Below are 11,959 nucleotides of genomic sequence, written 5' to 3' on the forward strand. Positions count from 1 at the left end.
CATTGCTCCCTTTTTTTAAATGCTTATAGCATTAACCAAAAATTACCAAAAATATCAATAGCGAATAAATTCAAAAAGATTAAGATAAACATCACTATCATAAATGAGATATCAATCATGCCAATCGGTGGAACGACACGACGGATTGGTGCAACCAATGGCTCGGTTAATTGAGCAAGTAACTGGTCGGCAGAAGATTGACCACGACTTATCCAACTTAAAAGCGCTCTAAAAAATAGTAACCAAAATAGTAAGTGTCCAATTGCATGTGCCATAACCGCAACGGCATACCATAAATAGGCAGAATTCCACAGTGGTGCATTTATCACTTTAAAGCGAAATAAGAAAATAACTTTAATTATTGCAACGATATAAAAGATAACCCATGTGGCGGTATCTATCCGCCCAATTGACGGAATCAATCTTCGTAGCGGGGCAATTACCGGTTGGGTAATGCGAACAATAAATTGTGTGAATGGAAAATCGAAATTAACCCGCACTCGTTGCATCCACAAGCGTAAAATGATGACATATAAGCAAACGGTTAAAACAGTATTTCCCAGGAAGATAAGTGATATCATTTAGTACTCCTTAATATATTATCTGCCAGCAATATATCATAAATATTGTCTTGCTCCAAAGATCGCAGTGCCAATACGCACCATGGTACTACCTGCCATAATGGCTGCTTTCATATCGCCACTCATGCCCATGGATAACTGATCCATAAATGGGTATTTTACCTGTAATGATTGTAAAAGCTGTTGCATTTGTTGAAAAACAACCAATTGTTTTTCAAAATCATTTTCTATTTCCGGTATCGCCATTAACCCTTTTAAATTTAGCTTAGGCAAAGTGATAACCTGCTCAACTAAATCTTCAACTTGTTGCGGTAATATTCCGGATTTACTGGCTTCTTGGCTAATATTGACTTGGATAAGAACATTAAGTTTTGCCATGTTATCGGGACGTTGCTCATTTAAACGCTGTGCGATTTTGAAGCGATCTAACGTGTGCATCCAATCAAAGTTTTCCGCAACTAATTTGGTTTTATTCGATTGTAACGGACCAATAAAATGCCAAATCAATGCAGTAGCTGGCTGATGTTGTTTGAAATATTGGATCTTTTCAACACCTTCTTGCACATAATTTTCACCAAAAGAGAATTGTCCTGCTTCAATCGCTTGTGTGATTAATTCGACAGGTTTTGTTTTACTGACAGCAATAAGCTCAATGGAATTGGGATCACGATCGCATTGTTGAGCGATTTGGATTATTTCATTTTTAATTGTCTTTAAATTGTCAGTTACAGTATTCATGTTTATTCTCAATTAAATTTTAGGTTAAAGTAAATGTTAAAATCAATTTTGTCACTTAGTGTAGCGCAAAATGCCTCGGATTTGCACCTTTCCAGCGGCGCTTTCCCGTGTATGCGTATTAACGGACAATTGCAATTTGTATCAGATAACAAATTATCATCAACGCAACTGGAAACAGAACTGTTTGCCTTGCTCGATATGTGTCAGGTAAATAAGTTGCAGCAATATGGCCAACTTGATTTGGCATTTCACAATGAAATAGGGCGCTTTCGGGTTAATATTTTTTACCAACAACGTGGCATATCGGCAGTATTTCGAATTATCAATGACCGCATTGCTGACATGTCTGAAATTGGCGTCCCTGCTGTTTTAAAAACGCTTGTTAACCAACAATCGGGAATCATTCTGGTTACCGGCGCAACCGGTAGTGGTAAATCAACCACATTAGCATCCTTAATCCAATATATAAATCAAACCCAAGCAAAACATATTATTACTTTAGAAGATCCTATTGAGTATATCTATCAAAATGACAAGTCATTAATTGAACAACGTGAATTATCGCAATTTGATCAAGCAATGGAAAGTCTTTTAAGACAAGATCCCGATATTATCCTATTTGGCGAACTACGCAATAAACAATCGATCGAAGCGGCTTTGTCGGTTGCTGAAACGGGACATTTAGTTTTAGCAACATTACATACCCGTTCGGCGATTGAAACGATAAATCGTCTGATAGATGTATTTGAAGGCAATGCGCAAAACTTTATCCGTAGTCAATTATCCGATAGTTTACAAGCGATTGTATGCCAGCAATTAATCACGGTTGATAACCAGCGTAAAGCCCTTTTTGAAGTCCTGATTAACACTCCGGCAGTTGCTAACTTAATAAAAGAGGGCAAAACAAAACAGATTTTATCGTTAATACAGACCGGACAACAACATGGCATGCAATTGATGCCTGATACTCATCATTCAATCACTGAGTAAAATATTGATAAAAGGCGATGCGGTATTGCAACATCGAAGCAGGGATTTACAGAGCATGATGCCGGTGCTTTTGATTTGAGTTTTAGGCATAAAGTAATCTATAATCGTTACAAATTTAGCTCAAAAAATGGGGGAGTAAAATAGATGGAACAGCGTATAGGTATTATCGGTTTGGGCAATATGGGAAATGCTATATTACAAGGCATATTAACCAGTAATATTGTGCAAGGAAACCAAATTTATGTTTATGATCCTCACCCTGAAAAAGGGCAAGCATTAAATGCGTCACATGCAATCAATAATTTAGCGTCAGCCAGAGATGTCGCACGTGAATCCGATCTTGTTTTTATTGCGGTAAAGCCTAATGTCATTGTTGATGTGTTAAACGATATCCAAAAAGAATTAAAGAAAAATACTATAGTGATCTCAATTGCAGCAGGCGTGACAATTAAAACCATAGCCAAATGTGTCGGCTATGAACAAAAAATTGTCCGAGTTATGCCAAATACACCGGCATTAGTTAATGCGGCGATGTGCTCCATTACGCCAAATACTGAAGTGACAGATGATGAGCTGTCGATTGTACAAAGATTATTAAATTGTATTGGTGAAACTGAAGTTGTCCCCGAATATTTAATTGATGCCGTTATTGGTGCGAGTGGTTCTTCACCGGCTTTTGTTTTTATGTTTATCGAAGCGCTAGCTGACGGTGCTGTCAAAGCCGGATTATCAAGAAAACAAGCCTATAAATTTGCAGCGCAAGCCGTAATGGGATCAGCCAAACTGTTACTCGCTACTGGCAAACATCCCGGCGAGTTGAAAGATATGGTCTGCTCACCGGCTGGCACCACTATTGAAGGGGTGCAGATGCTTGAAGAAAAGGGCTTTAGAGCAGCGGTGATTGATGCAGTTGAAGCAACGATCAATAAATCAAAAGAGCTTGCTGAAAAATAATTATTGAATTTTATTATCGGGGTCAAGGTATCCTCACTAATTAATTATGATAAATGATTTTTTAGCGAGGATAGCTAAATAAATTGAAAGATTGCTTGCGTTGTTTAACATTTTGTGCGTTAATAGTCACCAGCATATAACATGCAGATTTATTTTGTAACATTTGATTCGCGTAGTTTGTAGTTTACTTGATATCAAGATTTGTATTAGTTTTCTTCATCTTTTCTTCTCAGTGTTCTTAAGTAGTCTAGGTTTTATGTATTTGAATATAGCCCTTAATGGCTGAGATAAATTTATTTATAGGAAAATTATTATGTCTAAAAAAACAGGTCAAGTTAAATGGTTCAACGAAAGTAAAGGTTTTGGTTTTATATCTCCTGCTGACGGCAGCAAAGATGTATTTGTTCACTTCTCAGCGATTACTGGTGACGGATTCAAAACTTTAGGCGAAGGTCAACAAGTTGAATTTTCAATTCAAGATAGCCCACGTGGTCCTTCTGCTGCAGATGTAACAATAATCTAATTTTGATTATTTTCTTACCAGTAACTTGTTACTGGTAAGTTCCCACCTCAGTATTTCTTTACTTCTTTTTTCTAGACTTTTACCATTTTGTTTTATATTATAATTCCTGCTTTTTAAGCAATGTTGTTTTATGTTGACAACAATCTAATGAAAATTAATTGATTATAAGGAAACACAATGAAAAAGTTAGCATTATCTGTTGTATTATTAAGTTTATCTTCTTTTGCCATGGCTGATTTATCTGCTACTTGTCAAACTTACTTTGATAGCATCGATGAATATATCAAAGATATGCCAACTGCAGGATTAACAGCAGAACAATTAGAAATGATGAAATCAGGACTTGAGCAAAGCAAACAACAAGTAGCTGCAATGCCTACAGATACTCAAGAATCTGCATGTAAACAAGGTATTGAAGCACTTAAACAAGCTCAAGCAGCTACGCCTACTAAAAAATAATATTTAGTTAAGGTTTATTGTTTATTACGATAACGAAATTGCCAAGGGGCTATCGGATTTTTGTCTTTCCATAGCCCTTTGTTGTTTAATTTGGCTTGCTTTTCTCGTTTAACCATTAATTTATTGCTTGCTTTACCTCGATATCGATACGCCCACGCATAACCATTTTCAACCATTTTGGCATTAATATTCATTTTATTATAAAAAATCGTGCCTAATGTCCTATTATAAATATCTTTTTTGTTTGCTTTGACAAACACATATTTGCCGGCAATAAGTGAGGCTAAATATTTTCTTGATGCATTACCGTATGCTTGACCTTTCTCCGGTGCATCAATATCCAGCAAACGGATTCGTACTTTTTGGTTTGTGATTGTCAGTAAATCGATCGTATCACCGTCGAGCACCTTAATGACCGTACCATTTAAGTCGGCAAAAACTACACCAATTGACAGGCAAAATAATAAAATTGCAAGGAAAAAACGATTAACTAATTTCATATGTGGCAACAATTACAAAAATTTAAATTATTATACCGATAATACCAAAAATACTAAATGCGCAAAGCGTGTATCTAGCCCAATATTAGCTTGTTATTCATCAATTAGATTCGTTTGCTTGCTATCCGTTTTTCACTGAATTGTGGATTGATTGACTAAAATCACTTTTGGAAGAGAGACTAGCAATTCCAAAAATATTAAATACACAAAGCGTGTACCAAGCCCAATAATAGCTTGTTATTCATCAATTAGATTCGTTTGCTAGCTATCCGTTTTTCACTGAATTGCGGATTGATTGACTAAAATCACTTTTGGAAGAGAGACTAGCAATTCCAAAAATATTAAATACACAAAGCGTGTACCAAGCCCAATATTAGCTTGTTATTCATCAATTAGATTCGTTTGCCTGCTATCCGTTTTTCACTAAATTGCGAATTGATTGACTAAAATCACTTACGGAAGAGAGGCTAGTAATTTCAAAAATACTAAATGAGTAAAGCTGCATCAAGCCAATAATAGCTTGTTATTCATCAATTAGATTCGTTTGCTAGCTATCCGTTTTTCACTGAATTGCGAATTGATTGACTAAATCACTTATGGAAGAGAGGCTAGCAATTTCAAAAATACTAAATGAGTAAAGCATGCATCAAGCCAATAATAGCTTGTTATTCATCAATTAGATTCATTCGTTTGCTAGCTATCCGTTTTTCACTGAATTGCGAATTGATTGACTAAAATCACTTACGGAAGAGAGGCTAGTAATTTCAAAAATACTAAATGAGTAAAGCATGTATCAAGCCCAATAATAGCTTGTTATTCATCAATTAGATTCGTTTGCTAGCTATCAGTTTTTCACTGATTTACGCATCAACTTGCTAAAATTACTTATGGACGAGAGGTTAGTAATATCAACGTAGTCAGAAATAAAGATTTGGCAGAGTGGCGAGATAGATTGGAAAATTAAACTATCGATCAGCCTTACCGATTAACTGTAAGGCTGAGTAAGCTTAACTAAAAATTAAAAAGCGTTAGTATCTTGAAATAGCCCGACTTTTAGATCAGAAGCTTGATAGATAAGTTTACCGTCAACATAAACTTCACCGTCACCGATACCCATAATTAATTTACGGTTAATGACACGTTTAAAATGTATTTTATAGGTGACTTTTTTATTGGTTGGTAATACTTGACCGGCAAATTTTACCTCGCCTACGCCCAGCGCTCGACCTTTACCTTTACCACCAATCCAGCCTAAATAAAAGCCAACTAATTGCCACATGGCATCAAGCCCAAGGCAACCGGGCATCACCGGGTCATTTTTAAAATGACATTTGAAAAACCATAAGTCAGGGTTAATATCAAGTTCAGCTTCAACATAACCTTTGCCAAAGTTACCGCCTTGCTCATCCATGTTAACAACACGATCCATCATTAACATTAAATCAGAAGGTAATGGGGGACCGTCATGACCAAAGAGTTCATTGTTTCCTGATTTAATTAGATCCGCTTTATCGTACGAAGATTTACGTTCAAATGTCATAAAAAAGCCTTTTATTTTGTCATTACATACACGATTATAAACATCACTATTGACTAAAATATTACGCATAATAGTAACGGTGTAATGTGAGTTACTTAGCCATTTATCAATGGCGCCTGGCGGTAAAGTTTATTGTGTATTGCTATTTTTTGCAATATTTTTGCCACCTGCTAAACCAACTATCTTGCTTTTTTTCTTGCACTAGCAGTGACTGCATACGAGCATGAATCAATTTATATAGGCTGATATTCGCCTCATCTTTGTAGGGAATACCGGTTAATAAATACAGGGCATCAGCGATATGCTCTACCGTCCAAATCGAGAATTTATCTTGCTCAACCGCAGCTATCACCTCATCACTTAAACTTAAATGGCGTTGATTACTCGCCGGAATAATCACACCTTGTTGGCCGGTTAAGCCTTGATGCTGACAAACGGCAAAAAATCCTTCAATTTTTTCATTTACCCCGCCGATTGATTGAACATGACCGAATTGATCCACTGAGCCGGTTACTGCCAATTGCTGGTCGATAGCTTGACCGGATAGGGCGCTAATAATCGCGCATAAACCGGCTAGCGATGCACTGTCACCGTCAATCTCGCTATAAGATTGTTCAAATACTAACGATGTAGAAAAGGGCAATTGATGATTAATGGCAAATTCAGACATAATAAAAGCCTGCATAATCATCATACCTTTAGAGTGGATATTTCCTGCCAGTTCGGTTTTGCGCTCAATATCAATAAATTCACCGTCGCCATAATGCACAAGGCAACTTATTCGGGTTGGCTCACCAATTGCTTTTGGGTAGCCGGGGTATTCAAGAACGGATAACCCATTAATTTGCCCGACAACTTGGTCTTTAGTGTTAATCACGATTTGATCGGTAAAAAACTCATCATGAAAGCGCTCAGTGAGATAGTTCTCACGCCATGCTTTTTGTTCAAGTGCTTTACCCACAGCAAGTTTATCAATCTGATTATTTTCGGCAAAATAACTTGCCTCAAGCAGTAGCGATTGTGCCCACTCTACCGATAACGGAAGACAGTTTTGATCGCCGGTAAAACGGGTTGCTTGTTTAAATATTGTCATAAAAGCAGTCGGTTCAATAGCCGGTAATTGTAATTGTTGGGCAATAAATTGCAGATAATTCGTCCACTGATCGATTTGCTTTTCTGATGATATTGTTAATTCGTTTTCAAATTCAGCATAGATAGCTGAATTGAAAAACTCCGGTTCAAACTCTTGCAATTCAGTCATACTTAGCCGGTCACCAACTAAAATTAACCGTAAATCTAGCGGCATGGCTGGAATGGTTAACGGTAAAGGGTGGGCATCATCGGCTGAAAACCATTCAAACACGCCATTATTAATCATCTGTTTTAATTTAACCCACAATGCAGGTTGCGATAATAGCGAACGCAAACCTAAAATGAGCACACCACCATTAGCGTGATGAACTAACCCTGCTTGCAATTTGATTGGACGATTGTCCGGCTGCCTGACACAGCCAAAGAGTTTTTCTAGATCAACGCTAGTTTGCGCTAAGCAATTATCTTCAATAGCAAAGTTGTCTTGACGGGTTTTGGCCGTGGTTAAAGTGATCTTATTTTCACTAATATTGTAACTATACCCTAACGCTGGCTCAGCTAAGTTGGTTTTAACCGATTGTTTTAACAAATCAAAAAATAGCTCGCTTTCGGTGGCTTTTAATAACATAAAACGAGAGCGATATTTTGATGTCTTGTTATTGCATAAAAGCGATACCGCTGAGGCGACACGAGGTTGCCAAGCGAGCACATTTGTTGATCCAAAATCCGGTAAATCGGTCTGTGTTTTGTTCTTTTTTGCAAGTTCTACGATTAGATTTGTATCGGGTTGGATCTGTTGTGATTTGAGTTGTTTGATTGCCAAAATTATTATCTTATTTGATCAGCTAAATTATATTTTGAATTATAGCAAGTATCGATTACAACGCCAACAGATAACAGGGATCTTTGTGCTAACAAATAAAAAAATTACAGAAAGATTTTTCAAAATCGGGTAAACTGTCGGGAATTTTTAATGTTTCGTTTTCTTCATTTAATATCATTATCAACAATTATATATGCTCAAACTCAAAAATAATCACATCAAAGATGACCAAGCTTCGCAGATTGTCAGTTGGGGACACTGGTTCACGCTGTTTAATATTTTTGTAGTCATTATACTGGGTAGTCAATATTTGGTGATCGCTGATTGGCCACGTACATTTATGGGGCGATTTTATGCCATTATTAGTGTAATGGGGCATTTTAGTTATTTGACATTTATTACTTATTTGGTACTTATTTTTCCACTCAGTTTTTTTATCCATTCCTCACGTTGGCAGCGGATTTTCGCCACCATTATTGCCACTTTAGGAATTACTTTACTGTTAATTGATTTAGAGGTGTTTTCGCATTTCAGAATGCACCTTAACTTATCAATTTGGCAGTTACTGAGTTCAAATAAAGCCTCTTTTTTAAGCACAGCATTTATTTTAATTCCGTTTATTTTACTGATTGAAATTCTATTTTCGTTATGGAGCTGGAAAAAACTGCGTAGTTTAAGTAAACGTAAGCGCTATGCAAAACCGGTTGTTATCGGCTTTATTCTCTGTTTTGTTTCATCTCACCTAATTCATATCTGGGCTGATGCGAACTTTTATCGTCCAATTACAATGCAGCGTTCGAGTTTACCGTTATCTTACCCGTTAACGGCTCGTCATTTCCTTGAACGATATGGCTTTATTGAAGAGAACGACTACCGAAATCGCACCATTCAAGAAGGCAACCCATTTGCTATTGCTATCGAATACCCACTGGGACGAGTGGTATTTGATGAGCCACAAACAAAGCAAAATGTATTAATGGTTGTCATTGACGGTTGGAGTGAACATCTATTAGCCAACAATATGCCTTGGCTAAAAGAATTTGCACAAGACAATTTACAGTTCGACAACCACTTTAGTGCTAGCAATCAAGCCTATTTGAATAACTTTTCACTGTTTTATGGATTAGATCCTAATTATTACAACAGTATTTTGGCTAGCCATAAGACTTCGGTTTTATTTGATACTGTTGCTAAGCAACACTACAATCTTGGGTTGTTTTCATCCAGCGGGTTTGTTGAGCCTTTATACCGTTATGCGTTACTGTCTAACTTTACGCTGCCGGAACCGAAAAAACAGTCCAATAAACAAACTACTGACTATTGGATGGCATGGCACGATGAGCAAAATAAACTTGAAAATCACGCGCCACTGTTCTCATTGATCCACTACTCGCTTGGCGTGAAAAACAAAAAGATGACCATTGCCGAATTAGCGTCAGATGCTAAAAAGTTAGATCAATATTTACAATCCTTGATCGCCTATCTGAAACAAAGTGGCGCTTATGATAATACGGTGATTATTATCACCGGCTCAAATGATATTTCGATTGATGAAAGCAAAAAATTGGTTTTCCGTGAAAGTGGTGATCGTTTTAATCGGGAAGTGCTTAAAATGCCATTGATTATCGCATGGCCAAATAAAGATAAAGCAAAAATCACTGATATTACATCTCAAACGGATATTTTACGCACATTAATGCAAGACGTATTGAATGTAACAACGCCACCACAACAATACAGTCAAGGTAAAAACTTATTTAATCAAAGCCCACGGCAATGGGTTGTGGCTGGGGGTGAAAATGCAATTGCAGCCTTGTATGACGATAAAACGATTGTTATTGATGCCTTTGGTCGTTCAAAAATCTACAATTTAACTGGCAAGTTACAAAAAAGTGAAAAGATGAGTTTACCGCTGTTTTTGCAGATTGTGACTGAAAACCGTCGCTTTATGGTGGTGGATAACTAAATAAAAAAAGGTGAAGATTACTTCACCTCTTTCCCCATTGCTTGCAAATCGGCATGATACGATGAGCGAACAAATGGGCCACAGGCCGCATGGGTAAATCCCATATCTAAAGCGATCTGTTTCAATTCATCAAATTCAGCCGGCGAGACATAGCGCTCAACCGGTAAATGGTACTGACTGGGTTGCAAATATTGACCCAAAGTTAGCATGGTCACGCCGTGCGTACGTAAATCTTTCAACACTTGAATTAACTCTTCATTGGTTTCGCCCAACCCGACCATTAGCCCGGATTTGGTTGGAATATCCGGATGCTTCTCTTTAAATGCTGCAAGTAATTTCAACGAACCTTGATAGTTTGCCCCCGGTCGAATTTTTTTGTATAAACGAGGAATGTTTTCTAAATTATGGTTAAACACATCGGGTGGTGCTTCGCTCAATACCTCGACCGCTTGCTCGATACATCCACGGAAATCGGGCGTAAGGGTCTCGACTTTGACATTCGGGCTTAAGGCGCGAATCTGTTGTGTACAAGCTGCAAAATGGCTTGCTCCGCCGTCTTTAAGGTCATCTCGGTCAACTGAGGTAATGACCACATAGCGCAATTTCATCTCTTCAATGGTTTTAGCCAATTTTAGTGGCTCTTGCTGATCGGGTGGTAAAGGTCTACCGTGGGCAACATCACAAAATGGGCAGCGCCGGGTACAGATATCACCTAAGATCATAAAAGTCGCTGTACCGTGGTTAAAACACTCTGCCAAATTGGGGCACGAGGCTTCCTCGCACACTGAGTGTAATCCATGTTTACGCAGTGTGGATTTGATATGCGCAATATTATCGGAATGTGCTGAAAGTTTAATTCTCATCCAATCGGGTTTTTTTAATGGTGCCGCTTCTTCTATGGTGATTGTTGGAATTAAACGGGTTTTGTCAGCATCACGATATTTTGAGCTTCTGACTGTCATTTCTTCATTTTGCATAATTAGATATCTTATTTGTTGAGTAATTGACTGAGAAAATTATCAGCGAGTAATTTCCTTATTAAATTACGGTCAATTTGTGATTGAAATTGTTTCAATTGAGTCATCTGCAATCCTGCATAACCACAAGGATTGATGTTATTAAAAGGCTTCAGATCCATATCAACATTCAGTGCCAACCCATGCAAGGTACACCCCTGTTTGATATGTAAGCCTAGCGAACAGATTTTTTTATCATCAATATATACGCCGGGCGCGTCGGATTTGGCATAAGCTATAATATCATAGTGTGCTAAGGTTTGTATGACACTATTTTCTAAATAACTGACCATATCCCGGATACCGATTTTTGCTCTTTTTAAATCGAATAAAACATACATAATTTGCTGACCCGGCGCATGATAGGTGATCTGCCCACCCCGATCGGTTTGAATAACCGGTATCTCGGATTGAACTAGCAAATGTTCGGCTTTTCCCACTTTACCTTGCGTGAAAACCGGAGGATGTTCAACAAACCAAATTTGATCCGGAGTGTTAGCATCACGGTTAACCGTGAACTCATGCATAGCATGGTAAGCAGTCATGTAAGGGGTGATCCCAAGATCTTTAATGATGATATTATCAACAATCATGATTATTCTTTAATCCAACGCCGTTTAACAGTTAATTAACAAATATATAGCAGATTTTACTATAGCTTGACAACTACAGTGCTTTCAAGGTATAACCAAATAAGTTGGTTTCAATAATCTCCCGCAAGTTAAATTTGATTTATATCAATTAATTACAGCGATTTTCTTATTATCTATTGAAATA

General features: G+C 37.4%; 12 protein-coding genes. 5 read left to right on the top strand and 7 right to left on the bottom strand.

The features are described 5' to 3' along the window. Positions 1 to 23: 23 nt before the first annotated feature. The gene (locus J3U37_RS03715) at positions 24 to 581 is read right to left on the bottom strand and encodes a YggT family protein (RefSeq protein WP_220219297.1); all 558 of its coding nucleotides are present in this window, start codon (positions 579 to 581) and stop codon (positions 24 to 26) included. A gap of 36 nt (positions 582 to 617) precedes the next feature. After that, entirely contained in the window at positions 618 to 1,319 is a 702-nt protein-coding gene (locus J3U37_RS03720; RefSeq protein WP_267373404.1) for a YggS family pyridoxal phosphate-dependent enzyme, read from the bottom strand. 33 nt (positions 1,320 to 1,352) lie between these two features. On the opposite strand from J3U37_RS03720, the gene J3U37_RS03725 reads away from it, so the two are divergent. The 4 genes from J3U37_RS03725 (at position 1,353) to J3U37_RS03740 (ending at position 4,245) form a co-directional block, all read left to right on the top strand. After that, entirely contained in the window at positions 1,353 to 2,309 is a 957-nt protein-coding gene (locus tag J3U37_RS03725; RefSeq protein WP_267328766.1) for a type IV pilus twitching motility protein PilT, read from the top strand. Between the two features lie 144 nt (positions 2,310 to 2,453). Then, positions 2,454 to 3,263, top strand: a complete 810-nt coding sequence (gene proC / locus J3U37_RS03730; RefSeq protein WP_267328767.1) for a pyrroline-5-carboxylate reductase — start codon at positions 2,454 to 2,456, stop codon at positions 3,261 to 3,263. Positions 3,264 to 3,576: 313 nt separating this feature from the next. Next, positions 3,577 to 3,786: a cold shock domain-containing protein gene (locus J3U37_RS03735; protein WP_220219301.1), complete on the top strand. Its 210-nt coding sequence runs from the start codon at positions 3,577 to 3,579 to the stop codon at positions 3,784 to 3,786. 177 nt (positions 3,787 to 3,963) lie between these two features. Continuing rightward, positions 3,964 to 4,245 carry a DUF5339 domain-containing protein gene (locus J3U37_RS03740; RefSeq protein ID WP_220219302.1) on the top strand — a complete coding sequence of 94 codons (282 nt, stop codon included), beginning with the start codon at positions 3,964 to 3,966 and terminating at the stop codon, positions 4,243 to 4,245. A gap of 14 nt (positions 4,246 to 4,259) precedes the next feature. Here J3U37_RS03740 and J3U37_RS03745 read toward each other — a convergent pair whose 3' ends face one another. The 3 genes from J3U37_RS03745 to J3U37_RS03755 all read right to left on the bottom strand — a co-directional run bounded on the left by J3U37_RS03745 (position 4,260) and on the right by J3U37_RS03755 (position 8,200). Next, positions 4,260 to 4,745, bottom strand: coding sequence for a thermonuclease family protein (locus J3U37_RS03745; RefSeq protein WP_267335869.1), 486 nt, complete (start codon positions 4,743 to 4,745; stop codon positions 4,260 to 4,262). 1,018 nt (positions 4,746 to 5,763) lie between these two features. Then, positions 5,764 to 6,285 (bottom strand): bifunctional 3-hydroxydecanoyl-ACP dehydratase/trans-2-decenoyl-ACP isomerase, encoded by a 522-nt coding sequence (gene fabA / locus J3U37_RS03750; protein ID WP_220219625.1) that lies wholly within the window; start codon positions 6,283 to 6,285, stop codon positions 5,764 to 5,766. A gap of 142 nt (positions 6,286 to 6,427) precedes the next feature. Next, entirely contained in the window at positions 6,428 to 8,200 is a 1,773-nt protein-coding gene (locus J3U37_RS03755; protein ID WP_267373405.1) for a Lon protease family protein, read from the bottom strand. Between the two features lie 193 nt (positions 8,201 to 8,393). Between J3U37_RS03755 and J3U37_RS03760 the strand changes: the two genes are divergently transcribed. Continuing rightward, complete coding sequence (locus J3U37_RS03760) at positions 8,394 to 10,166, top strand: DUF3413 domain-containing protein (protein WP_267373406.1); 1,773 nt, start codon at positions 8,394 to 8,396, stop codon at positions 10,164 to 10,166. Positions 10,167 to 10,183: 17 nt separating this feature from the next. Here J3U37_RS03760 and lipA read toward each other — a convergent pair whose 3' ends face one another. Further along, entirely contained in the window at positions 10,184 to 11,143 is a 960-nt protein-coding gene (lipA, locus tag J3U37_RS03765) for a lipoyl synthase (protein ID WP_220219306.1), read from the bottom strand. An 11-nt stretch (positions 11,144 to 11,154) separates the two neighbouring features. Continuing rightward, entirely contained in the window at positions 11,155 to 11,775 is a 621-nt protein-coding gene (gene lipB, locus J3U37_RS03770; RefSeq protein WP_267328771.1) for a lipoyl(octanoyl) transferase LipB, read from the bottom strand. Between the last annotated feature and the right edge of the window lie 184 nt (positions 11,776 to 11,959).

The sequence above is a fragment of the Gilliamella sp. B3172 genome (assembly GCF_026536465.1).
In the GTDB taxonomy this organism is placed as follows: domain Bacteria; phylum Pseudomonadota; class Gammaproteobacteria; order Enterobacterales; family Orbaceae; genus Gilliamella.

Bases quoted from the DNA above. Each gene is read 5' to 3' on its own strand.
- J3U37_RS03715 (WP_220219297.1), bottom strand. From the start codon at position 581: ATGATATCACTTATCTTCCTGGGAAATACTGTTTTAACCGTTTGCTTA.
- J3U37_RS03720 (WP_267373404.1), bottom strand. From the start codon at position 1,319: ATGAATACTGTAACTGACAATTTAAAGACAATTAAAAATGAAATAATC.
- J3U37_RS03725 (WP_267328766.1), top strand. From the start codon at position 1,353: ATGTTAAAATCAATTTTGTCACTTAGTGTAGCGCAAAATGCCTCGGAT.
- proC (WP_267328767.1), top strand. From the start codon at position 2,454: ATGGAACAGCGTATAGGTATTATCGGTTTGGGCAATATGGGAAATGCT.
- J3U37_RS03735 (WP_220219301.1), top strand. From the start codon at position 3,577: ATGTCTAAAAAAACAGGTCAAGTTAAATGGTTCAACGAAAGTAAAGGT.
- J3U37_RS03740 (WP_220219302.1), top strand. From the start codon at position 3,964: ATGAAAAAGTTAGCATTATCTGTTGTATTATTAAGTTTATCTTCTTTT.
- J3U37_RS03745 (WP_267335869.1), bottom strand. From the start codon at position 4,745: ATGAAATTAGTTAATCGTTTTTTCCTTGCAATTTTATTATTTTGCCTG.
- fabA (WP_220219625.1), bottom strand. From the start codon at position 6,285: ATGACATTTGAACGTAAATCTTCGTACGATAAAGCGGATCTAATTAAA.
- J3U37_RS03760 (WP_267373406.1), top strand. From the start codon at position 8,394: ATGCTCAAACTCAAAAATAATCACATCAAAGATGACCAAGCTTCGCAG.
- lipA (WP_220219306.1), bottom strand. From the start codon at position 11,143: ATGCAAAATGAAGAAATGACAGTCAGAAGCTCAAAATATCGTGATGCT.
- lipB (WP_267328771.1), bottom strand. From the start codon at position 11,775: ATGATTGTTGATAATATCATCATTAAAGATCTTGGGATCACCCCTTAC.